Source organism: Microbacterium sp. NPDC089320, from assembly GCF_040684875.1.
Classification (GTDB): domain Bacteria; phylum Actinomycetota; class Actinomycetes; order Actinomycetales; family Microbacteriaceae; genus Microbacterium.
On the sequence record NZ_JBFBGY010000003.1, the window covers coordinates 1 to 21,930 of the forward strand.

The following is a 21,930-nucleotide window of genomic DNA, read 5'->3' on the forward strand; positions in this document are numbered from 1 at the left end:
CGGGGGGGGGCGCCGCCGCGCCCCGCGCCGACCTCACCCCACAGCTACTAACCACCCACTACCACGTCGGCCTGGTGGGCTATCCCCAACCCCCCGCCCCTCTGCTGTCGCCCACCGCGAGACTCTCCGGCGCTCGAGTCCCGATGTCAGGCGTAGCGCGGCGGAACACCGCTCGCGCGCTCGATGAGCCGCTCCACCATGTCGTCGGATGTCGTGTTCTCTCCCGGCAGGTTGGGCTTTCCGGTTCCGTGGTAGTCGCTCGATCCGGTGACGATCAGATCGTGCTTCGCGGCGATGGCGTGCAGTGTCTTCTTGCCCGCCGCGGTGTTCTCCCGGTGGTCGATCTCGAATCCGCCAAGGCCCGCAGCGATGAGCTGCTCGATGAACGGCACCGGCATCATCTGATCGCGCCCGATCGTCGCGGGGTGCGCGATGATCGCCACCCCTCCGGCGTCGGTGATGAGACGCACCGCCGTCAAGGGGTCAGGCGCGTAGTGGGGCTCGTAATAGCCCTCCCTCGGGTGCAGGATCCCGTCGAATGCCTCGGTGCGGTCGCGGACGATCCCCCGCGCGACGAGGGCATCGGCGATATGCGGACGACCGACTGTCGCATCGACGGTGGTCTGGGCGAGGACGTCATCCCAATCGAGGTCGTAGTCGCGACCGATGCTGCGCACGATCCTCTCGGCACGGCCGATCCGATCGCCCCTGATGCGATCGGTCTCGGCGCCGAGTGCGTCGTCGGACGGATCGAAGAGGTATCCGAGCACGTGGACGCTGCGCCATTGGTGCTTCGCCGAGAGCTCCATGCCGGGGATGAAGGTCATCCCGAGCTCGGCCGTCGCCGCGGCGGCCTCGTCCCATCCCGTGGTCCGGTCGTGATCGGTCAGCGCCATCGTGCGCACTCCGAACCGATGCGCCTGGCGCACGACCTCGCCGGGTGACTCCGTTCCGTCCGAGTGATTCGAGTGCATGTGCAGGTCGGACGGACCGACGAGACGGCGGGAACGAGCGGTGGCCATCCTCCGAGCGTACCGACGACCGTGGACGTCGGTCGCGCGCGCCTGTCGCTCTAGGGACTTCACAGAGAGGACTTCTAGGCTGAAGGGGATGTTTCGACTACTGGGGATCCTCGTCACCGTGCTGCTCGCGATCACGACGGCCGTCGTCGTGTGGCCGCAGTTCTTCCGTCTCGAGCAGACCTATCCGTTCGCGCAGATCGTGGCCGCCCGCGGCGTGGTCCTCGCGGCGTTCCTCGTCATCGCGGCTGTGTCGCTGCTGCTCCTGCTCGCGAAGCCGTTGCGCGGCTTCGCGGCATCCGTGCTGATCATCGCGTTGCTCGGCGCCGGCGCGACGGGAGCGATCGGCGTCGTGCGGGGGTTCGGGGCGGACACGCTCCCCGCCGCCACGGATTCGAGCGTCCGGGTGCTCACCTGGAACACAGCGGGCGACGCGGTGTCCGCTGAGGAGATCGCATCGCAGATCCTCGAGCGCGGCGCTGACATCGTCGCGCTGCCTGAGACCACGGAAGAGGTGGGCGAGCAGATCGCCGTGCTGCTGCGCGATCAGGAGCACCCGATGTGGGTGCACCACGTCCAGTTCAAGCCCGACGTGGTCGACGGCCCGAAGTCGTGGCACACGACCGTCCTCGTCTCCCCCGACCTCGGCGAGTACTCCGTGATCGAGTCGTCCGAGGACGGCTCGAACAACACCGGCTCGGTGCCCAGCGCGGTGCTGATGCCGGTCGACGGCGAGGGGCCGACGATCGTCGCCGTGCACGCCGTCGCACCCCGCATGGATGACATGGCCCAGTGGCAGAGCGACCTGCGCTGGATCGCCGACCAGTGTCCCGAGGGCAACTTCATCCTCGCCGGTGACTTCAACGCGACGGTGGATCATATGGCGGGGCTGGGCGTCGACGGCGGCGACATGGGCTACTGCCGAGATGCCGCGACTCGATCGGGCAACGGCTACAGCGGCACGTGGCCGAGCTCGCTGCCCGCCCTGCTCAGCACACCGATCGACCACGTGATGGCGTCGCCGAGTTGGTCACCGACGGGGTCCGTCGTGATCGGGGGCGCGGGAAGCGACCACCGCGGTCTCGTGGTGCAGCTCGAACCCGCAGGCTGACATGCCGTGACTGTCGCTCAGGTGACAGACTGGAGTGATGAGCACCGCTGAGCGCGACACGATCGCAGAGCCCACCACCGAGACTCCCGCCGAGACCACCACGACGAACCGGAAGCAGCCCTTCCCCCGCGGGTTCCTCGACACGATCTCGACCGGATGGGCGGAGCGCCCGGAGTCGATCCCCGCACCGCGAGCTCAGGCGCCGTTCGCTGCCGTGCGCCGCGCCGCCGTGTCCGCCGCCTTCCCCGGCAAGCGCCTCGTCATCCCCGCCGGCTCCCTCAAGCAGCGCAGCAATGACACGGACTACCCCTACCGGGCGCACTCGGCCTTCGCTCATCTCACGGGGTGGGCCTCGGATGCCGAGCCCGACTCGATCCTCGTGTTCGAGCCCACCGACGGCGGACATGACGTCACACTGTACTTCCGCGAGCGCGCCGACCGCACGACGACCGAGTTCTACGCGGACGCGACCGTGGGAGAGTTCTGGATCGGTCCTCGCCCGTCGCTCGCCGGCGTCGCCGCCGACCTCGGCATCGCGACCGATCACCTCGAGAGGTTCTCGACCGCCGAGGACGCGCTCGTGCTCGATGAGGACGACGATCTCACCCGGTTCGTCTCGGAGCTGCGGCTCGTCAAGGACGAGTACGAGATCGCCGAGATGCGCCGTGCGGTGGACATCACCGCGCAGGGATTCGACGACGTCATCCGTTCGCTGCCGGCTGCGATCGCCCACGCTCGCGGCGAGCGCGTCGTCGAGGGCGTCTTCCACCGCCGCGCGCGGGAGGACGGCAACGGCGAAGGCTACGACACCATCGCTGCATCCGGTCCCCATGCCTGCTACCTGCACTGGACCCGCAACGACGGCACCGTGGTTCCCGGAGATCTGATCCTCGTCGATGCCGGCGTCGAAGCGGACAGCCTCTACACGGCGGACATCACGCGCACGCTCCCCGTCTCGGGCACGTTCACCGAAGTCCAGCGCCGCGTCTACGAGACCGTGCGCGAGGCCGCGGATGCCGCGTTCGCCGCGGCTCGCGTCGGCGTGCGCTTCCGCGAGGTCCACGAGGCGGCCATGCGTGTGATCGCCGCCCGGGTCGCCGAGTGGGGTCTGCTCCCCGTGACCGCACAGGAGGCGCTCGACGCGGATGCCGGAGGACAGCACCGTCGCTACATGGTGCACGGGACCTCGCACCACCTGGGCATCGACGTGCACGACTGCGCCCAGGCGCGTCGGGAGATGTACTACGACGGCATCCTCGCGCCGGGAATGGTCTTCACGATCGAACCGGGGCTCTACTTCCAGATCGATGACCTGACGGTTCCCGAGGAGTACCGGGGCATCGGCGTGCGGATCGAAGACGACATCCTCATGACCGAGGACGGCCCCGTGAACCTCTCGGCGGACATCCCGCGCACCGCGGACGAGGTCGAGGCCTGGATCGCTCGAGTACAGGGCTGAACCCGCTGCATGCATGAGGGCGAGCTCGCACTCGCCCTCATGCATGTGGCGACGCGCGCGTCCGCCCTTCAGCTATCAGCTCTCAGATCCGCGGACGCCGGGGCAGACGGATCCGCGACGATCTCGACTTTGAACCCCTGCGCGTTCTCCACCCATCCCGCGTAGTGGTCGGGCCCGCCGGCGAACGGATACCGCTCCTGGTACAGCGGGTGCCATCCGTGTGCGTCCGCGTCAGCGAGCAGGGAGTCGACCTCGGCGCGCGTCCCACCCCAGAACGCGAGATGGTTGATGCCCGCGCGACGCCGATCGTGTGCGGTGGCGGACAGGTTCGGCGAGGTCGTGAGCGTCACGTAGGCGCTCCCGGAATCCCACGTGCGGCCGTCCGGCCACTCGCCCGTGAGGTCGAGGCCCAATCGCGTCAGCAGCCAGCCCCAGCTGCGCACCGCCTCATCGAGGTCGGGCACCCAGATCTCGACGTGGTGCAGTCCCTTCACGACTGACGGCCCCGGTAGACGGCGGTACGGAGCTCGACCGACCAGACTTCACTCATGCTGCCATGCTGTCAGGGTCCGACGAACTCTGCGACGATCGGCGCGAGCGACGCGCCGACCTCCGATGCCGGTCGCTTGCGCCCCTTCACCTCGAACGTGTGACCGCCGCCCTCGATCCAGACGACGCGGGCGTTCTGGCACGTGGACACGACGTCCTCGAATTGCTCGAGCGGCTGGATGAAGGGATCGTTCGTGCCCTCGATGAAGAGCTGCGCGACCGAGACGTCGGGCAGGTGCTCGGCCCTCGGCTTCTCCGGTCTGCCCGGAGCGTGCAGTGGGTACCCCAGATAGACGAGACCGTCGACCGCCAACCCCTCGGCCACGGCCATCGAGGCCATCCGACCACCGTAGGACTTGCCGGTGGCCCAGATGGTCGCTCGCGGATCCTGTCGGCGTGCGAAAGCCACCACTGCATTCCATGTCGCGATCGCATGCGACGCCGGCCCCGGCATCCTGCGACCCTGCTCGATGTAGGGGAAGTTGAATCGCAGCGTGGAGAACCCCCGCTCCACGAGCGCATCCGAGAATCCGGTGAGGAACGGATGATCCTTGCCTGCCCCCGCACCATGCGCGATGACGACCGTCGCACCTTTCTTCCCGGGTGCCCAGTCCGCTGAGACCACGGTCTGCCCGGACGGCAGCTCGACAGGGACCTCGATCATCAGGCGCGCAGATAAGGGATCGCGAACGGCACCCGCACGACCTTGCCGCTCGATGCACGCACCATGCCGACGACCACAAGGACGAGGTGCAGCACCGAGAGGGCGAAATAGAGCGTGATGGGGATGCCGAGCGGATAGAAGCCGGAGGCCGGCGAATCGGAGGTCAGCGCGAACAGCAGCACGAAGTGCGTGATCAGGAGAACGGTCGAGACCAGCAGGTAGGTGAGCCCCCAGTTCAGCGCCGCTCGGGCGTTCTCCCGCGCGACCCCTCCGTATCGGCGAGAGGTCCCGCCGCTGAGAGCCATGGCGAGCCCTGACGCGAGTCCGCCGACGAACGGGAACGGGATCAGGATCAGGAGGCCCAAGGCCCACGGAAGCAGACCGCGCGGTGGCACGGCGACCGGGTAGGCGCCGACGGGGTACCCCTGCGCGGGATACGCCGGTGGCGCATAGCCCGCAGGCTGCTGCGGTGCGTAGCCGGGCGCCTGCGGCGACGCGTAGCCGGGTGCCTGCGGCGGAGCATAGCCGGGTGCCTGCGGCGGAGCATAGCCGGGTGCCTGCGGCGGAGCGTAGGCGTCCGGCTCGGAGCCGCGTGCCGCAGGCGGGGGCGCGTAGGAGGTCGGCGGCGGAGCCGGTGCCGGGGACTCCTGTGCGTCCGGGAGAGGCGGCACGGGGGGCAGGGGCGGTGTGTACGGATCCCGCGGCGCGTCGGACATCACGCGGGCTCCACCGACTTCGGCGGAAGGCCTCCACCGGCGCCGGGACCGTCGGTCGACGGCGGCTCCGGATCCGCCGGTCGGGACGGCGGCTCGGGATCGGCGGGCCGCGGCGGCACCACAGGCTCTGCCGGCGGGGCCTCCCCGCCCCCGAGAGGCGGCGTCGGCTCGTTCCCCGGGGTCGGCTCTGCGCCGGGAGTCGGCTCCTCGGGGGTCGGCTGGGTCGTGGTGGTCGGCTGTCCGGTCGGCACGGGGGCTCCGGGCGCGATGCGCTCGCCGTACCTCGGCGGCTCGTCGAGGTCGACCGGCGCACGCGCCGGGGCGGGCTTGGCCGCACCCAGAGCGAGGCGCGCCTTCGCGAGTGAAGCGGCCTGGACTCGGACCTCGTAGTGGTCGGCGGCGAACTGCGTGACGCTCGCGAAGTCGCGGCGTCGGCGCACGATCGCATATGTGACAAGACTCAGGAGCATCCCGAGGGCGACGCCGATGAAGACGAACCCGACGAACAACTGCATCGGCACCTCGGGGTTGCCGATCACGAGGATCGCGGAGAGGAAGAGGCCGATGAGCACCCCGTTGATCGCTCCGGATCGCGCGGCGGCGGCGTAACCGAGGCGACCCGTGATGCGCTCGACCGTTCGGACGCTCTGTCCGATGATCGCGATGTCGCGGGCAGGCACCTCCTGCGCGATCAGTTTCGACACCGTCTTCTGGGCGCCTTCGTAATCGCGGGTGGAAGCGACGATCTCGCCCTCATCGCGGCTGTCAGCTGGACGGTTCAGCATGCTCATCCCGCCATTGTTCCATGTCGTGTGATGACAGGGCGGGGAGTGTGTCGTGCCGCGGTGCCGCCGGGGGCCGGCGACTGACCCCGGCGACTACGCTGGACGAGTGAGCACACAACGGGTATTCGCCGCGCGCCTTGCTGGCTGCGCCGTCTTCGACCCCGTGGGCGACCGGCTCGGCAAAGTCCGTGATGTCGTCATCGTGTACCGAAGTACGGGTGCTCCCCGTGTCATCGGCCTCGTCGTCGAGATCCCCGGACGCAGACAGGTCTTCCTCTCCATCGGACGCGTGACATCGATTCGCGCCGGCCAGGTGATCAGCACAGGCCTCATCAATGTGCGCCGATTCTCGCCCAGAGCGGGCGAGGTGCGCATCCTCGCCGAACTCCTCGGCCGTCGGGTGAGCCTCGTCGACGGCAGCGGCACCGCCGTGATCGAAGACGTCGCCATCGAGCCGAACCGCATCGGCGAATGGGCGATCAGTCAGCTCTTCCTCCGGCGGCCCAAGACCAGCGCCTCTCCCTTCGCGAAGGGACCGACCACATTCGCGGCCTGGAGCGAAGTCACCGAGCAGCACTCGCCCGGCGAGTCGCAGTCGGCCGAGCAGCTGGTCGCGTCATATTCGGAGCTCCACGCCGCCGACCTCGCGAACACGCTGCTCGACCTGCCTCAGCAGCGCATGATCGAGGTCGCCGAGGAGCTCTCGGACGATCGTCTCGCCGATGCTCTGGAAGAGATGCCCGAGGACGAGCAGGTGCACATCCTCGATCGCCTCGGCGACGAGCGCGCCGCCGACATCCTCGATCAGATGGAGCCGGATGACGCTGCGGACCTCCTCGCGCAGCTTCCGCCGAATCGACTCGAGCAGCTGCTCGAGCTGATGGAGCCGGAGGAGGCCGAAGACGTCAGGATGCTGCTCCGCTATGGGGCCGACACGGCCGGCGGGCTCATGACGCCGGAACCGATCATCCTGTCAGCCGATGCGACGGTGGCTGAAGCCCTGGCCCTCATCCGGCGCCACGAGCTGCACCCCGCGCTCGCGGCTGCGGTGTTCGTCACCCTGCCGCCGTTCGAGACGCCGACCGGACGACTGCTCGGCATGGTGCACTTCCAACGGATGCTGCGCTACCCGCCTCACGAGCGTCTCGGCGCGATCATGGATGACAGCCTCGACCCCGTGCGCGTCACCGCATCCGCCGCCGAGGTGGCCAGGATGCTGGCGAGCTACGACCTCGTCTCACTTCCGGTGATCGATTCGGCCCATCGTCTGGTCGGCGCGATCAGCATCGACGACGTCCTCGACTATCTGCTGCCCGACGACTGGCGCACGCACGACAGCGACGAGCCGACGGTCTCCAAGGAGGTGCGCTGATGCCCCGCTCCCGCTCCCGCTCGCCCCGGCTCGACGCCCCCTTGGGCCGCGGCACCTCTCGCCAGCGCTCGACATCGCGTGACCGGTTCGGCCGGTTCACCGAGTGGGTCGCGCGTGCCATGGGCACCCCCGCGTTCCTGCTCATCCTCACGCTGTTCTGCGTGCTCTGGATCTGCTGGAACACGCTGCTGCCCGAGCATCTGCGCTTCGACGACGCGGCGCTCGGCTTCACGGCTCTCACACTGATGCTCTCGCTGCAGGCGTCGTATGCGGCCCCCCTGATCCTTCTCGCGCAGAACCGTCAGGATGACCGCGACCGCGTGCAGATCGAGCAGGATCGCCAGCGGGCCGAGCGCAACCTCGCAGACACGGAGTACCTCGCCCGCGAGATCGTCGCGCTGCGGATGTCTCTCGAGGAGCGCAACAACCAGGTCGTGACTCGCGACGTTCTTCGGCAGGAGCTGAAGTCGCTGCTCGCGGAGCTCGGTGAGCACGACGACGACCAGGCCGAACGACGCGCTCGCGGCCGCACCGCGTCGTCATGAGCTCGACCGATTCCGTGCGCGCGGCCGTCGCGGCGGTCACAGATCCCGAGCTGCGCCGCCCGATCGGTGATCTCGACATGGTCAAGGAGATCGACGTCGAGGGATCACGCGCGCATGTCGGCATCGTCCTCACGATCGTCGGCTGTCCTGCGGCCGCTCGCATCGAGTCCGATGTCCGCGCCGCCGCCGCTTCGGTGCCGGGGATCACAGAGGTGGATGTGGAGGTCGGCGTCATGACGCCGACCGAGCGCAGAGCGCTCACCGAGAAGCTGCGCGATGGCCGACCGCCGCGTCAGATGCCCTTCGGTCCGGAGTCACTCACCCGGGTGATCCTCGTCTCCAGCGGCAAGGGCGGGGTCGGAAAGTCCACCGTGACGGCGAACCTCGCGGTCGCGCTCGCCTCCCAGGGGCTCGCCGTGGGCCTCGTCGACGCAGACGTGCACGGCTTCTCGATCCCCGGGCTCCTCGGCATCCCCGCAGGAACGCAGCCCACGCGCATCGACGACCTCATGCTCCCGCCCGTCGCCCACGGCGTGAAGGCCGTCTCGATCGGCATGTTCCTGCGCGACGGCGAGGCCGTGGTGGCCTGGCGAGGACCGATGCTGCACCGCACAGTGCAGCAGTTCCTGACCGACGTGTTCTTCGGCGACCTCGACATCCTGCTGATCGACATGCCTCCCGGCACCGGCGACATCGCGATCTCCATCGGGCAGCTGCTGCCGCACGCCGAGGTGCTGGTCGTCACGACGCCGCAGGCGGCCGCATCCGACGTGGCGATCCGCAGCGGGCTGGTGGCCCGGCAGACCGGGCAGCGGGTGATCGGCGTGATCGAGAACATGGGCGCGTTCACCCTGCCGGACGGCACCGTGATCGACCTGTTCGGCTCAGGCGGAGGCGCGGCGGTCGCACAGGCGCTGTCCGAGACGCAGTCCGTCCCTCTGCTCGCCTCGATTCCACTCAGTCCTGCCCTGCGCACCGGAGGCGACGAGGGTGTCCCGATCGTCCTCAGCGACGGCGCTGATCCCGCAGCGGCGGCGATTCGCGACCTCGCCCGCGCCCTCGCCGGCCAGGGACGCGGACTCGCCGGCCGTTCGCTCCCCATGACGCTCGGATAGGACGCCCTGATGACCGTCACCGTCGATGAGCGGCTGCTGCGAGGGATGGCCCGTGACGCAGCGGTCTATGCGCTCACCCGTCCTGCGGCGATCGTGATGTGGATCGCCCTCGTCGCCGCGCTCGCGTTGAGCATCCTGAACCTGAGCGCAGACAGGGGCGATCCGGGGCTGTCGGGACTGCTCCCCGTCGCGAGCATCGGTCTGATGGTCTATGCCGTGGTCATGACCATCGTCGGAGCACGACGCGCGGTGCGCTCGGCGACTCCGCCCGGAACCCTCGTCTGGGTGCGGCTCGGAGAGAGCGCCCTGCACATCGGCGCCGGGAGCCGCTCGTCGGACATCGACTACAGCACCTTCCAGAGCCTCCGTGTGGGCGCTGACGCCGTACTGCTGAAGCTGACCGGCACGTCAGCGATCACAGCGATCCCGCGGACGCTGTTGACAGACGACGATCTCGCGACCCTGCGCGCACGAATCGGCTGAGCCCGTCGACTCCCGTAGATCCGAGGTCGGGGCGTCGGTATCACGTCGCTTCGGGATCGTACGGTGGAGGGCTCGCGACCGAGAACTCGGGCCGCACCCTCGGCGTCCGCACCGGTTTCACTGCCGGCTCGGCCACGACTGCCTCCGCGCGGGCGGTGGCCGGCGCGGTGTCGTCTTCGAAGAGCGCGTCGCGGATGATGCGCCGGGGGTCGTACTGCCGTGGATCGAGCTTGCGCCAGTCGACATCGTCGATCTCGGGGCCCATCTCGTCGCGGACGCGCGATTTAGTGTCGCGAAGGAACTCGCCGGCACGCCGAGCGAGCTTGGCGACGCTCTCGGCGTAGCGGGGCAGCCGCTCCGGTCCGACGAGCAGCACAGCGATCAGACCGATGAGCAGCAGCTTCTCGAAGGTGATCCCGAACTGCATCTGTCCAGGCTACCGCCGCGCCTGCCGTTGTGCCGCGCGCCGAGCACATACCCTGGGAGAACACATATGTCAGTCGGGAGAATCAGGCAATGAGCGAGAACGATGCGAATGCACGTTTCATCCGCGAGTCCATCGCGGAGCCGTCGCCGATCGCCCGCGCTCGTGCGCACGCCATCGAGCTCGGCGCGTCGCCGATCAGCGCGGCCGTCGGCTCGCAGATCGCCGTCTTGGCGGCGGCGACCGGCGCCAAGTCGATCGTCGAGATCGGGACGGGCGCGGGAGTCTCGGGCCTCTGGCTGCTTCGGGGGGCGCCGCAGGCGGTGCTGACCTCGATCGACAACGAGCCCGAGCACCTCGCCGCCGCGCGCCAGGCGTTCCACGACGCACGCGTCCCCGCGACCAAGGCTCGTTTCATCACAGGTCGGGCAGCCGATGTGCTGCCGCGTATGAACGAGGCGTCGTATGACATCGTGCTGGTCGACGCCGATCCCGAGAACGTGATCGCCTACGTCGAACACGGGCTGCGCCTCGTGCGCAGAGGGGGAATGGTTCTCGTACCCCGCATCCTGGGGGGCGGCCGGGTCGCTGATCCGGTGCAGCGCGATGAGGTCACCGCCGCCTATCGCTCGCTCGTGCAGGAGACGCAGGAGTCATCCGCGGTGCTCGCGACCGTCTCGGCCTCCGGCGAAGGCCTGCTGCAGCTGATCAGCGTCGGCGAGATCTGACCCGGTCGCCGTCGCAGACACACGGAAGAGGGCGACGGATCGATGATCCGTCGCCCTCTTCGTGAATCCGCGTGCGCGGATCCGAGTTCGATCAGGCGGGCGCCACGACGGCTGCCAGCACGTCGTGAAGCTCCTTGGCCTCTGCGTCGTTCACGGAGACGACCAAACGGCCGCCGCCTTCGAGCGGGACGCGCACGATGATGAGTCGCCCTTCTTTCACGGCCTCCATGGGTCCGTCTCCGGTCCTCGGCTTCATCGCTGCCATCGTGGGCTCCTTTTCCTCCGGTGGTATGCGATCAGTTTATCGGGTGTTACCGGAACCTGGATGTCCCCTATGAAAAATGCATCAAGCCTTAACATTCACGGAACCTGCCAGAAGGTGTTGCCCAGGGCGTAGATGTTGTGGATCCAGAGCCACTGACCGATCAGGCACACAGCCAGCACGCCGGTCCGCCAGACGCGCGAGCGAGGTACGGCCAGCGCTCCCCACACCGGGCTCAACGGCAGCAGCAGCCGGAAGGTGCTCGACTGAGGGAAGAACACGGCGAGCAGATAGAGGAGATAGCTCGCGCTCCAGAGTCGAAGGTCAGGACCCAGCGCACGCACCTGCGGCACGTAGAGCAGGGCCGCGCCCGCCGCGACGACCAGGAGCGCGAGTGCGACCGGCCCCCATCCGCCGGGCAGACCCCACTGTCCGAACCAGAACTGGGATGCCTGGACCCATCCTTCGAACGGCACGAATCCGTCGACGCCACCGACGAGCCAGTTGCGACGCCACGACAGCTCGGTCGCCAGATACGCGCCGGGATCGCCGGTGACGATCCCCGCGATGACCTGCCACGAGAAGCCCGCGACCGTCGCGAGCGCGCCGAGCGCCACGATGTGCACGATCTCCCGCGGCATGAGCGGGTCCTCTTTGCGATACCACCACCGAAGGATGCCGTGCAGACCGAGATAGAGGGCGAACGCGAGTATGCCCGGCCTCGTGAACGCCATGACGGGGATGAGCAGATACAGCCATACGTAGTTCCGCCGCACCGTGGCATCGAGCGCCAGGAAGAGCAGCAGAAGGAACAGCGTCTCGGCGTATCCGACCTGGAACATCGCCGCGATCGGGCCGGAGGCGAAGAACACCACCGACCACATCGCGGCGCCCGCCCCGATTCGATCGCGGAGGAGTCGGTGCAGCGCGAGACACGCCAGATATCCGGCCACGAACGACAGCAGGAAGGCGCCCATCCCCCATGACCCGAACACGAACCCGATCGTCTTGGCGGCGAAGGCGAACACCGGCATGAACGCCCAGGCGTTCTCTGCGACCTCGCCGGAATCGGTCAGCGGCAGATCCGAGGGGTACCCCTCTTCGGCGACGAGCCAGTACCACTGCGCATCCCACCCGACGATGAAGTCGGCGAGGCTCGGCTCCGCGCCGAATCTCGACAGAGACGTCGACTGCGTCGCCGCCACGATCATCATCGCCGTCGTCACGGCCCGGGCGGCGAGGTAGATCAGTGCCACCCGCAGCGCCAGCGGAGCTGCCGCCCACCGACGAGTGGCGGTCAGCGCGAGCTGAGCCATGCGCGCAGCCCTCGCTCCACGGCGTCGATCTGCGCGAGCGGGACTCGCTCCTCGTCATGGTGCGCGAGGTGCGGATCTCCCGGTCCGTAGTTCACGGCGGGGATGCCGAGTGCGGAGAACCGCGCGACGTCGGTCCAGCCGTACTTCGGGCGCGGCTCGGCACCGACTGCAGCCACGAAGTCACGAGCGATCGGTGCGTCGAGGCCGGGCCGCGCACCTTCGGCAGCGTCCGTGATCTCGACGTCGAAGCCGGCGAGGAGGTTGCGGATATGCGCTTCCGCGTCCGCTGCGGACTTGCTCGGAGCGAACCGGTAGTTCACCTCGACCTCGCACGCATCGGGAATCACGTTGCCCGCGACGCCTCCGGTGATGCGCACGGCGCTCATGCTCTCCCGATAGAGCAGCCCGTCGACGGCTATCTCTCGTGCGCGGTACTCGGCAAGACGAGCAAGGATCGGCGCAGCCCGATGGATGGCGTTCTCACCGATCCAGGCCCGTGCCGCATGCGCGCGCACGCCGGTGGTGCGCACGATCGCGCGCATCGTGCCGTTGCAGCCCCCCTCGACCTCCCCGTTGGACGGCTCGCCGAGGATCGCGAAGTCCGCCTGGAAGAGATCGGGCCGCACCGCGGCGAGAAGGCCGAGTCCGTTCTTCGAGGCCTCCACCTCTTCGTTGTCGTACCACATCCACGTGATGTCGACCGAGGGCTCTGCCAGCTCGGCGGCGAGCTTCAGCTGCACCGCGGCGCCGCTCTTCATGTCCACTGTGCCTCGACCCCACAGATACGCGGCACCATCGATCTCGATGTCCCTGGTCGGCACGTTCTCATTGATCGGCACGGTGTCGATGTGTCCGGCGATCGCCACCCGCTGCGCTCGCCCGAGGTCGGTGCGCGCGACGATCGTGTTGCCATGGCGGATCACCTCGAGGTGCGGATACGCCGAGATCGCGTGCTCGATGGCATCCGCGAGTGCCGTCTCGTCGCCGGAGACGCTCGGGATGTCGCAGATCGCACGGGTCAGTTCGACGGAGGACGCGGTCAGATCGAGCATCATCCCCCCAGCCTACTTACCCTGACATCTGGACCATCCCCGGTCTTCGGTCGCGATAGCGTGGGGGTATGACTGAGGCGCGCACCGTGTGGGGTACTGGACTGTCGACGATCGCCGGCGACGGCACCGTGCTGGATGCCTGGTTCCCCGAGGTGACGGCCGTCGAGCCGAGCGAGGCCGACGCAGCAGCGGCAGCCTCCGCGCTCGAAGGCTTCGCCGTCGCCGACGAGCGCCGCAACGTCACGATCGAGGTCGTGCATCTGCACATCGATCTCGACGATGCGCCGACCTCGACCCCCGACGCCTATCTGCGACTGCACGCGCTGTCGCACCTCCTGGTGCGACCGAACGAGCTCAACCTCGACGGCATCTTCGCCCACCTGCCGAACGTGGCGTGGACGAACGCAGGTCCGATGCACCCCGGCGATGCCGAGCGGCTGCGCCCGGCGCTCCAGCGTGCAGGGATCCAGGTCCAGGGACTCGACAAGTTCCCCCGGCTCACCGACTACGTCCAGCCCGCCGGCGTGCGCATCGCAGATGCCTCCCGCGTTCGCCTCGGTGCGCACCTCTCCCCCGGCACGACGGTCATGCACGAGGGCTTCGTGAACTTCAACGCCGGCACGCTGGGCGCCTCGATGGTGGAGGGACGCATCTCTCAGGGCGTCGTCGTGGGCGACGGCAGCGACATCGGCGGCGGCTCGTCGATCATGGGCACGCTCTCCGGCGGCGGCTCCCACCGCGTCTCCATCGGAGCCCGCACCCTGCTGGGAGCCAATGCAGGCATCGGCATCTCACTCGGGGACGACTGCGTCGTCGAGGCCGGGCTCTATGTGACCGCCGGCACGAAGATCGTCCTCGCCGACGGCCCGGCGACCGCCGACGGCGGCAGGAAGACCGTCAAGGGTGCCGAGCTGTCGGGACGCGACGGACTGCTGATCCGCCGCAACTCTCTCAGCGGCGCGGTCGAAGCCGTGGAGCGCGCCGGTGTCGGCGTGACGCTCAACGACGCGCTCCACGCCTGACCCCGCGACTCGCGGAAGGCGCGCGCTCCCAGCCTCGTCCCGAACCCGCGTGATAGTGTCGACGTGACGCCACCCGCACAGCGAGACGTCTGCGTCGTCGACACACTCCCGCGCCACTTGCCTGGTTCTGGCCATTTCGAACGGCGAAACGATGCGCGATCCCGCGCCGTCGCCCACCTTCTGCACCCGGCCCCTGGGCTCGAGCGTGCATTTCCCGGAGATACCTCATGACTTCCTTCCTCGATCTCGGCGTGCCCGCCGACCTCGCCGCCGTCCTCGCGAAGGACGGCAAGACCGAGGCGTTCGCGATTCAGCGCGACACGCTTCCCGACTCCCTCGGCGGACGCGACCTCCTCGGCCGCGGCCGCACCGGCAGCGGCAAGACGATCGCGTTCGCGCTCCCCCTCGTCGCCCGCCTCGCCGCCTCGACGCGCAAGAGCCGCCCCGGACACCCCCGCGGACTCGTCCTCGCCCCGACCCGTGAGCTCGCGACCCAGATCGCCGCGACCATCGCTCCCCTGGCCGAGGCGACGGGCCTGCGCGTCACCACCGTGTTCGGCGGCGTCAGCCAGCGCCCCCAGGAGCAGGCCATGCGCAGCGGCGTCGACATCGTCGTCGCGTGCCCCGGCCGCCTCGAAGACCTGATGAAGCAGCGGGTCGTCCAGCTCGACTCCATCGAGGTGACCGTGCTCGACGAGGCCGATCACATGGCTGATCTCGGCTTCCTGCCCGGCGTCACCCGCATCCTCACCGCCACGCCGGCCGGCGGACAGCGCCTGCTGTTCAGCGCCACGCTGGACCGCGGCATCGACACCCTGGCCCGCCGCTTCCTCTCGAACGCCGTGAGCCATGAGGTCGACGAAGAGAGCGTGCCCGTCGGCGAGATGACGCACCGCGTGCTCGTCGTCGATTCGACCGACAACAAGACCACGCTCGTGCGCGACCTCGCGTCGGGAACCGGTCGCCGCATCCTCTTCACCCGCACCAAGCATCAGGCGAAGAAGCTCGCGAAGCAGCTGACGGCGGCGGGCATCCCTGCTGTCGATCTGCACGGGAACCTCTCGCAGAACGCGCGCGAGCGCAACCTCAGCGCATTCTCGTCCGACCCCGCCGACGGAGGCGTGCGCGTCCTCGTCGCGACCGACGTCGCGGCTCGTGGCGTGCACGTCGACAGCGTCGACCTCGTCGTGCATGTCGACCCGCCCATGGAGCACAAGGCATATCTTCACCGCTCCGGCCGTACCGCTCGCGCAGGAGCCGCCGGCACGGTCGTCACGGTCGTCCTCCCCGAGCAGCGGCGTGATGTGAAGGACCTCCTGCGCAAGGCGTCGATCACCGCCGCGCTCGAGCCGGTCACCTCGGACGCCGTGAGCGAGCTCGTGCCCGAGCGTGCACCGCACGTTCGTCCGGCTCCGGTTCAGCCGCAGCAGCAGCGTCAGCCGTCGAAGCAGCGCCCCGCCGGTGGCGAGCGCAACTCGGCCACCACCCCGCCCTCGCGGCGCAGCCGTCGTCCCCGCTCAGGCCAGGGTGGCCAGGGCGCGGCGGCCGGCAGCCGACAGGGCGGCCAGGGCGGATCTCGCTCCGGTGGACAGGGCGGCCGAGGTCGCGGGTCACAGGGCCGCTGACGTCATTCTGACAGGCGGGTGCGCCGATGCTCAGGCATCGGGCACCCGCCTCTGTCGTCCCGAGACCTAGCGGTCCGATCGAGGGGCGAATACGCGCGTCGTCACCGACGAACGGCTGCCAGCACCTGCGGGTCGGAGCACCCGCGCGCGAAGCCGGAGATCCGACGACGGATCTCGAATCCGAGAACCCGCACACCGACCCACTCGGCGATCGGTGCGAGCCAGGCCGGCCGGCACGAGAAGTTGTACTTCCACACAGCGAGGGTTCCCTCAGGCGCCTCGGTGAACCGCCATCCACCGCCGAGTTTGGTGAAGAACCATGGGCCGGTCTCCATGACCATGCCGACGTTGCGCGGCGGAGCGTACGACACGTAGCGGCTCACCATCGAGAACCCGAAGCGCTGGCGCGTGAACGTCCGCACGTCCTTCGCGGCGACGGCGGCGCCGTCAAGGAAATGCTGTTCGCTGATGAAGGGATCCCAGCGGCGTCGGATCGCTCCCGTCGTCTGCGAGACCGCGAATGCCGTCGCCGGATCGACCGGCACGATGGCCTCCGCACTCACGACAGGCATCGCGAGTCCGGCTCAGCGGGTCTGGAAGGTTCGCTCAGGAGATCCTGTGTAGAGCTGCTGCGGGCGACCGATCTTGGTCTGCGGGTCGAGCTGCAGCTCGCGCCACTGCGCGAGCCACCCCGGCAGACGGCCGATCGCGAACAGCACGGTGAACATGCGCGTGGGGAAGCCCATCGCCTTGTAGATCACGCCGGTGTAGAAGTCGACGTTCGGGTAGAGACGACGCTCCTTGAAGTAGTCGTCGGCGAGAGCGATCTCTTCGAGTTCCTGGGCGAGGTCGAGCAGCGGATCGGTGACGCCCAGCTCGGCGAGCACCTCGCCGGCCGCCTCCTTGACGAGCTTTGCACGGGGGTCGTAGTTCTTGTAGACCCGGTGCCCGAAGCCCATCAGCTTCACGCCCTCTTCCTTGTTCTTCACCCGCTCGACGAAGCGCGACACGCTCTGACCCGAATCACGGATCTGCCCGAGCATGGTGAGCACGGCCTCGTTCGCACCACCGTGCAGCGGGCCCGAGAGCGCCTGGATGCCCGCCGAGATCGAGGCGAACTGATTCGCGCCGGTCGAGCCGACCAGACGCACGGTCGACGTGGACGCGTTCTGCTCGTGGTCCTCGTGGAGGATCAGCAGCAGCTCGAGAGCCTTCGACATGACCGGATTGACCTCGTACTCCTCGGAGTGCACACCGAAGTTGAGCTTGAGGAAGTTCTCGACGAAGCCGAGGGAGTTGTCGGGGTAGAGGAACGCCTGGCCGATGCTCTTCTTGTGCGCGTATGCGGCGATGACCGGCAGCTTGGCGAGCATCCGGATCATGTTGAGCTCGACGTGCTCAGGGTTGTGCGGGTCGGTCTGGCCCTCGTAATACGTCGAGAGTGCCGCAACCGCAGACGACAGCACCGACATGGGGTGCGCGGTGTGCGGAAGAGCGGAGAAGAAGCGCTTGAGGTCTTCGTGCAGCAGGGTGTGACGACGGATCTTCTCGTCGAACTCGGCGAGCTCCGCGGCGGAGGGAAGCTCTCCGTAGATGAGGAGCCAGGCGACCTCGAGATAGCTCGTCGACCCGGCCAGCTGCTCGATCGGATACCCGCGGTAGCGCAGAATGCCCTTGTCGCCGTCGATGAACGTGATCGCGGACTTCGTCGACGCGGTGTTGACGAAGCCGTAGTCGAGCCCCGTGTAGCCCGTCTGACGCGTCAGCGTCGAGAAGTCGATGCTGTCGGCACCGGCCGTGCCGCGGACGAGTGGGAACTCAGCGGTCGTCTCGCCGATCGTCAGCTTCGCCGTCGGCTGCTGCTCTGCCGCTGCACTCACGCGGGCCTCCTCATGGATCTTCATCAAGTCGGATGTGGCGATGTCACGGCGCTGTGCACCAGGTCTGTTCGAGATCATCGATACACGACCGAATCGCCTTTACAGCCTAGTAGGCGCACAGGCCTACTGTGACAACCGACAAAAGAACTACCGATCTGAGGCCAGAACCTACACAGCCTGGTCGAGCAGGCGTCGCGCGCCCTCGGCGATCCTCTCGGAGGGCGCCGTCAGAGCCAGCCTCACGTGCTGCGTCGAGAAGTCGCCGTAGAACGGGCCGGGGCCTGCGAGGATGCCGAGGTCGGCGAGACGCTCGATGCTCGCCCAGGCATCCTGCCCCTCTGTCGCCCACAGGTAGAGCCCCGCTTCCGAGCCGTGGATCCGGAAACCCGCCGCCTCGAGCGCAGGCCGCAGCATCTCGCGCCGCGCGCGATAGAGCTCCTTCTGCGCGGCGACGTGCTCGTCGTCGCCCAGCGCCACGGCCATCGCGTGCTGCACAGGCTCGGGCGGCATCAGCCCCAGGTGCTTGCGGGCGGTGAGCAGCTCACCGACGATGCGCGCGCATCCCGCGACGAAGGCCGCGCGGTAGCCGGCGAGATTCGACTGCTTGCTCAGCGAGTACACGCTGAGCAGGTTCGCCCTGCTGCCGCCGGTCACTCGCGGGTCGAGGATCGAGGGGATCGGCTCAGTGGCCCAGCGTCCGTCCCAGCCCAGCTCGGCGTAGCACTCGTCGCTGGCGAGCACCGCCCCCAGCTCTCGAGCGCGCACGACCGCAGCCGCCAGTTCCTCGACCGTCCAGGTGCGGCCGTCCGGGTTCCCCGGCGTGTTGATCCAGATGAGCTTGGTGCCTTCCGGCCACTCCGCCGGATCATCGGCCGGCAGCGGGGTCGCGCCGACGACACGGGCGCCCACTTCATAGGTCGGATAGGCGATCCGGGGATGGACGACGATGTCGCCCTCGCCCAGACCGAGCAGCGTCGGCAGCAGGGCGACGAGCTCCTTCGAGCCGATCGTGGGCAGGACGTTGTCGACGGTCAGGTCGGCCACTCCCCTGCGGCGCGCGTACCAGGCCACGATCGCCTCGCGGAGGGCGGGAGTGCCGACGGTCTGCGGGTAGGCGTGCGCATCCGTCGCCTCCGACAGGGCTCGCCGGATCAGCTCGGGTGTCGGGTCGACGGGTGATCCGACCGACAGGTCGACGATCCCCTCTGGATGACGCGCGGCACGCTGGCGGTAGGGGAAGACCGCATCCCACGGATAGTCGGCGAGATCCCGAACACTCACGGGCTACTCGCCCTGGGGCGGGAGCGCGGCGATGATGGGGTGATCGTGAGCGATGACGCCGACCTTGGCCGCACCGCCCGGGGAGCCCACCTCGTCGAAGAACTCGACGTTGGCCTTGTAGTAGTCCTGCCACTCGTCGGGCAGGTCGTCTTCGTAGTAGATCGCCTCGACGGGGCACACCGGCTCGCAGGCACCGCAGTCGACGCACTCGTCGGGGTGGATGTACAGCGAGCGTTCGCCCTCGTAGATACAGTCAACGGGGCACTCGTCGATGCAGGCGCGATCCTTGACATCGACGCACGGGAGGGCGATCACATACGTCACCCCTCCAGTCTACGACTCGCGGCCGGTCCGCTCGCCCAGGACGGTCTCACGACGGGAGGACGACTCGTCGGCGACCGGTACCGCGCTCGGCGCATCCGACGACTTCGCCTCGGTGCGAGCAGGAACGCGCGAGAAGGACGGCCAGGCGACGACGAGGAGCACGAGTCCTGCGACGAGGTAGGTCCAGATACGACCACTGAGCGTGTCCTCCACCACCACTGAGCCGCCGGGCCCGACGCCGGAGATCAAGACCAGCATCCCGAGCATGCCCAGCCCCGCGGCGAGAGTGGCGCCGCGATCGTGGGTGAGTGCGCGGATCGCGACGAGGATCGCGCCGCACGCGATCCCTCCCACGATGAGCCCCACGGGCACCGGCCCCCACATCAGGCTGTGACCGATCGTCCCCGCGACGCCGAACACGCCGCCGACGAGGGCCGCGGCGATCCAGGAGAGCACCCGGGAGATCCATCCGATACGCACGAGTCGATCCTACGCGTGCCCCTGCGCCGGCGCGCTCAGGATGCGAGTCCGGACAGGCGCAGGAGCGCTGCGACGACGGCGGCCGCGACCACCACGACGAGGAACGACTGACGCAGCCAGAGGAGCCCCGCCGCGACGAGCAGCGCAGGAACCCGCGCATCGACGACCACGGCTTGCCCGTCTCCGAGAGCCTGCACGGCGACGAGCGCGGCGAGCAGCGCCACGGTGAGCAGGTCGGAGATGCGCGCAGGGCGCGGCGCCTCGAGCACCGCCGGCGGCACGAGGTATCCCGCGGCCTTCAACGCCAGACAGATCACCGCGGCGAGCAGGATCGCGCTCCAGATGCTCATCGCGCGCCCTCCCCACCGCCGGGAACGGAGTCATCGACCCGCCCGAGCCAGTTGAACCAGCCCACGAGGATCGCGACGAGGGCCGCCACCAGTACGGGCAGTCCCGGCATGATGAACGGCGTGAGTGCAGCCGCCACCACCGCAGCAGCCACACCGACCACTATCGCCTGACGCTCCTTCAGACGCGGCCACAGCAGCGCGAGGAACGCCGCCGCGGCCGCAGCGTCCAGCCCCCACGCCTTCGGGTCGCCGAGCACGTCGCCGACGAGCGCTCCGATCAGTGTCGTGATGTTCCAGCCGATGAAGATGCCGATCCCGGTGACCCAGAAGCCGACCCGCCTCAGGCGCGGATCCCGCTGCGAGATGGCCACGGCGGTCGACTCGTCGATCGTGAAGTGCGCTGCCGCGACCCGACGTCCGATGGTCGTTCCGACGACAGGCGACATGCGCATGCCGTACGCGACGTTGCGCACGCCCAGGAGCGCGGCCGACGCGATCGCCGACGGCAGTGCCGCCACTCCCCCAGCGGCGAACACGCCGACGAAGGCGAACTGGGACCCGCCCGTGAACATCAGAAGGCTCAGCACGCAGGTCTGCCAGACGTCGAGTCCGGATGCCACGGCGAGAGCGCCGAACGACACGCCGTAGGCGCTCGTCGCGAGGACGACCCCGAGTGCTTCCCGCCAGACCTCGCGCTCAGCGCTCACCTCGCGCTCAGCGCTCACCTCGCGCTCGTTCGCTGCAATGAACACATGATCATCATTCTGAACACGACCGGGAGGATAGTCAAGCGAACGATCGTTTGACATGATGAACACATGGAGGATCTCAAGACCCGCATCGCCCGCACCCTGCGCAAGGAGCGGGAACGTGTCGGCGTGTCCGTGTCGGAGCTCGCGCGTCAGGCGGGGATCTCGAAGGCGACGGTCTCTCAGCTCGAATCCGGGTCAGGGAACCCCAGCGTCGAGACCCTCTGGGCGCTCGGAGTCGCTCTCGGGGTGCCGTTCGCCGTCCTGGTCGATCAGCAGAGCAACGCACCGACCCTCATCCGCGCTGATGACCTCGCCGGAGTACCGTCGTCGGCGGCGGTATACAACGCCACCCTGCTGTCTGCCAGTCCGCCGGGCGCCCGTCGCGATGTCTACCTGATCCAGGCGGAACCCGGCGATCCTCGACGCTCGGACCCTCACCACACGGGGACCACCGAGCACGTGATCCTCATCTCCGGTCAGGCTCGGATCGGCCCGAACGACGCCCCCGTGCTGCTGAACCCCGGCGACTACCTGTCGTATGCGGGAGACGCGCCCCACGTGTTCGAGGCAACCGTCCCGGGGACCAGCGCCGTTCTCATATCCGAACTGCGCTGAG

At 68.7% G+C, this 21,930-nt stretch carries 26 protein-coding genes; 10 read left to right on the forward strand and 16 right to left on the reverse strand.

Annotated elements, in window-relative coordinates; translation table 11 throughout:
- Positions 1-146: 146 nt before the first annotated feature.
- Positions 147-1,022 (reverse strand): PHP domain-containing protein, encoded by an 876-nt coding sequence (locus AB0N61_RS08585; protein ID WP_363363192.1) that lies wholly within the window; start codon positions 1,020-1,022, stop codon positions 147-149.
- 88 nt (positions 1,023-1,110) lie between these two features.
- Between AB0N61_RS08585 and AB0N61_RS08590 the strand changes: the two genes are divergently transcribed.
- The gene (locus tag AB0N61_RS08590; RefSeq protein WP_363363194.1) at positions 1,111-2,130 is read left to right on the forward strand and encodes an endonuclease/exonuclease/phosphatase family protein; all 1,020 of its coding nucleotides are present in this window, start codon (positions 1,111-1,113) and stop codon (positions 2,128-2,130) included.
- A gap of 37 nt (positions 2,131-2,167) precedes the next feature.
- Positions 2,168-3,589 carry an aminopeptidase P family protein gene (locus AB0N61_RS08595; protein ID WP_363363196.1) on the forward strand — a complete coding sequence of 474 codons (1,422 nt, stop codon included), beginning with the start codon at positions 2,168-2,170 and terminating at the stop codon, positions 3,587-3,589.
- 68 nt (positions 3,590-3,657) lie between these two features.
- Here the strand turns inward: AB0N61_RS08595 and AB0N61_RS08600 are convergent, their stop codons facing one another.
- From AB0N61_RS08600 to AB0N61_RS08615, 4 genes are all read right to left on the reverse strand, one after another.
- Complete coding sequence (locus AB0N61_RS08600; RefSeq protein ID WP_363363198.1) at positions 3,658-4,083, reverse strand: VOC family protein; 426 nt, start codon at positions 4,081-4,083, stop codon at positions 3,658-3,660.
- Between the two features lie 68 nt (positions 4,084-4,151).
- The gene (locus AB0N61_RS08605; protein ID WP_363363201.1) at positions 4,152-4,802 is read right to left on the reverse strand and encodes an alpha/beta family hydrolase; all 651 of its coding nucleotides are present in this window, start codon (positions 4,800-4,802) and stop codon (positions 4,152-4,154) included.
- Positions 4,802-5,473, reverse strand: coding sequence for a DUF4870 domain-containing protein (locus AB0N61_RS08610; protein ID WP_363363202.1), 672 nt, complete (start codon positions 5,471-5,473; stop codon positions 4,802-4,804). Before AB0N61_RS08610 ends, AB0N61_RS08605 begins: the two co-directional genes overlap by 1 nt.
- Before the next feature lie 44 nt (positions 5,474-5,517).
- On the reverse strand, positions 5,518-6,309 hold the full coding sequence (locus tag AB0N61_RS08615; protein WP_363363205.1) for a general stress protein: 792 nt from the start codon (positions 6,307-6,309) through the stop codon (positions 5,518-5,520).
- Between the two features lie 100 nt (positions 6,310-6,409).
- On the opposite strand from AB0N61_RS08615, the gene AB0N61_RS08620 reads away from it, so the two are divergent.
- The 4 genes from AB0N61_RS08620 to AB0N61_RS08635 are packed head-to-tail and all read left to right on the forward strand — an operon-like array spanning position 6,410 to position 9,818.
- Positions 6,410-7,675: a CBS domain-containing protein gene (locus AB0N61_RS08620; protein ID WP_167946626.1), complete on the forward strand. Its 1,266-nt coding sequence runs from the start codon at positions 6,410-6,412 to the stop codon at positions 7,673-7,675.
- The gene (locus tag AB0N61_RS08625; protein WP_167946625.1) at positions 7,675-8,220 is read left to right on the forward strand and encodes a DUF1003 domain-containing protein; all 546 of its coding nucleotides are present in this window, start codon (positions 7,675-7,677) and stop codon (positions 8,218-8,220) included. The genes AB0N61_RS08620 and AB0N61_RS08625 overlap by 1 nt, the downstream gene beginning before the upstream one ends.
- Positions 8,217-9,335, forward strand: a complete 1,119-nt coding sequence (locus AB0N61_RS08630) for an Mrp/NBP35 family ATP-binding protein (protein ID WP_363363208.1) — start codon at positions 8,217-8,219, stop codon at positions 9,333-9,335. Before AB0N61_RS08625 ends, AB0N61_RS08630 begins: the two co-directional genes overlap by 4 nt.
- Before the next feature lie 9 nt (positions 9,336-9,344).
- The gene (locus AB0N61_RS08635) at positions 9,345-9,818 is read left to right on the forward strand and encodes a YcxB family protein (RefSeq protein ID WP_363363210.1); all 474 of its coding nucleotides are present in this window, start codon (positions 9,345-9,347) and stop codon (positions 9,816-9,818) included.
- A 40-nt stretch (positions 9,819-9,858) separates the two neighbouring features.
- Here AB0N61_RS08635 and AB0N61_RS08640 read toward each other — a convergent pair whose 3' ends face one another.
- Positions 9,859-10,245: a Sec-independent protein translocase TatB gene (locus AB0N61_RS08640; RefSeq protein WP_363363212.1), complete on the reverse strand. Its 387-nt coding sequence runs from the start codon at positions 10,243-10,245 to the stop codon at positions 9,859-9,861.
- A gap of 89 nt (positions 10,246-10,334) precedes the next feature.
- Here AB0N61_RS08640 and AB0N61_RS08645 point away from each other — a divergent pair, with 89 nt between their 5' ends.
- A complete protein-coding gene (locus tag AB0N61_RS08645; protein ID WP_167946621.1) occupies positions 10,335-10,970 on the forward strand; it encodes a class I SAM-dependent methyltransferase in 636 nt (211 codons plus the stop codon).
- 91 nt (positions 10,971-11,061) lie between these two features.
- Here the strand turns inward: AB0N61_RS08645 and AB0N61_RS08650 are convergent, their stop codons facing one another.
- The 3 genes from AB0N61_RS08650 to dapE all read right to left on the reverse strand — a co-directional run bounded on the left by AB0N61_RS08650 (position 11,062) and on the right by dapE (position 13,603).
- Positions 11,062-11,235 (reverse strand): DUF3117 domain-containing protein, encoded by a 174-nt coding sequence (locus tag AB0N61_RS08650; protein ID WP_017203323.1) that lies wholly within the window; start codon positions 11,233-11,235, stop codon positions 11,062-11,064.
- Between the two features lie 95 nt (positions 11,236-11,330).
- A complete protein-coding gene (locus tag AB0N61_RS08655; RefSeq protein ID WP_363363214.1) occupies positions 11,331-12,548 on the reverse strand; it encodes a hypothetical protein in 1,218 nt (405 codons plus the stop codon).
- The gene (gene dapE, locus AB0N61_RS08660) at positions 12,530-13,603 is read right to left on the reverse strand and encodes a succinyl-diaminopimelate desuccinylase (protein ID WP_363363215.1); all 1,074 of its coding nucleotides are present in this window, start codon (positions 13,601-13,603) and stop codon (positions 12,530-12,532) included. The genes AB0N61_RS08655 and dapE overlap by 19 nt, the downstream gene beginning before the upstream one ends.
- 65 nt (positions 13,604-13,668) lie before the next feature.
- Between dapE and dapD the strand changes: the two genes are divergently transcribed.
- Both dapD and AB0N61_RS08670 read left to right on the forward strand, forming a co-directional pair.
- The gene (gene dapD, locus AB0N61_RS08665) at positions 13,669-14,622 is read left to right on the forward strand and encodes a 2,3,4,5-tetrahydropyridine-2,6-dicarboxylate N-succinyltransferase (protein ID WP_363363216.1); all 954 of its coding nucleotides are present in this window, start codon (positions 13,669-13,671) and stop codon (positions 14,620-14,622) included.
- Between the two features lie 227 nt (positions 14,623-14,849).
- Positions 14,850-16,247 carry a DEAD/DEAH box helicase gene (locus AB0N61_RS08670; RefSeq protein ID WP_363363217.1) on the forward strand — a complete coding sequence of 466 codons (1,398 nt, stop codon included), beginning with the start codon at positions 14,850-14,852 and terminating at the stop codon, positions 16,245-16,247.
- 101 nt (positions 16,248-16,348) lie between these two features.
- On the opposite strand, the gene AB0N61_RS08675 is transcribed toward AB0N61_RS08670, so the two are convergent.
- From AB0N61_RS08675 to AB0N61_RS08705, 7 genes are all read right to left on the reverse strand, one after another.
- The gene (locus AB0N61_RS08675; RefSeq protein ID WP_363363220.1) at positions 16,349-16,819 is read right to left on the reverse strand and encodes an SRPBCC family protein; all 471 of its coding nucleotides are present in this window, start codon (positions 16,817-16,819) and stop codon (positions 16,349-16,351) included.
- 12 nt (positions 16,820-16,831) lie between these two features.
- Positions 16,832-18,127, reverse strand: coding sequence for a citrate synthase (locus tag AB0N61_RS08680; RefSeq protein ID WP_167946610.1), 1,296 nt, complete (start codon positions 18,125-18,127; stop codon positions 16,832-16,834).
- 168 nt (positions 18,128-18,295) lie between these two features.
- The gene (dapC, locus tag AB0N61_RS08685; protein WP_363363222.1) at positions 18,296-19,408 is read right to left on the reverse strand and encodes a succinyldiaminopimelate transaminase; all 1,113 of its coding nucleotides are present in this window, start codon (positions 19,406-19,408) and stop codon (positions 18,296-18,298) included.
- A 3-nt stretch (positions 19,409-19,411) separates the two neighbouring features.
- Complete coding sequence (gene fdxA / locus AB0N61_RS08690) at positions 19,412-19,732, reverse strand: ferredoxin (protein ID WP_042542002.1); 321 nt, start codon at positions 19,730-19,732, stop codon at positions 19,412-19,414.
- Between the two features lie 9 nt (positions 19,733-19,741).
- A complete protein-coding gene (locus AB0N61_RS08695; protein ID WP_363363224.1) occupies positions 19,742-20,212 on the reverse strand; it encodes a histidinol dehydrogenase in 471 nt (156 codons plus the stop codon).
- A 35-nt stretch (positions 20,213-20,247) separates the two neighbouring features.
- Positions 20,248-20,562, reverse strand: coding sequence for an AzlD domain-containing protein (locus AB0N61_RS08700; RefSeq protein ID WP_167946606.1), 315 nt, complete (start codon positions 20,560-20,562; stop codon positions 20,248-20,250).
- Positions 20,559-21,269 (reverse strand): AzlC family ABC transporter permease, encoded by a 711-nt coding sequence (locus AB0N61_RS08705; RefSeq protein ID WP_363364216.1) that lies wholly within the window; start codon positions 21,267-21,269, stop codon positions 20,559-20,561. The genes AB0N61_RS08700 and AB0N61_RS08705 overlap by 4 nt, the downstream gene beginning before the upstream one ends.
- A gap of 111 nt (positions 21,270-21,380) precedes the next feature.
- Between AB0N61_RS08705 and AB0N61_RS08710 the strand changes: the two genes are divergently transcribed.
- Positions 21,381-21,929, forward strand: a complete 549-nt coding sequence (locus AB0N61_RS08710) for a helix-turn-helix domain-containing protein (RefSeq protein ID WP_363363226.1) — start codon at positions 21,381-21,383, stop codon at positions 21,927-21,929.
- Position 21,930: the final 1 nt, after the last annotated feature.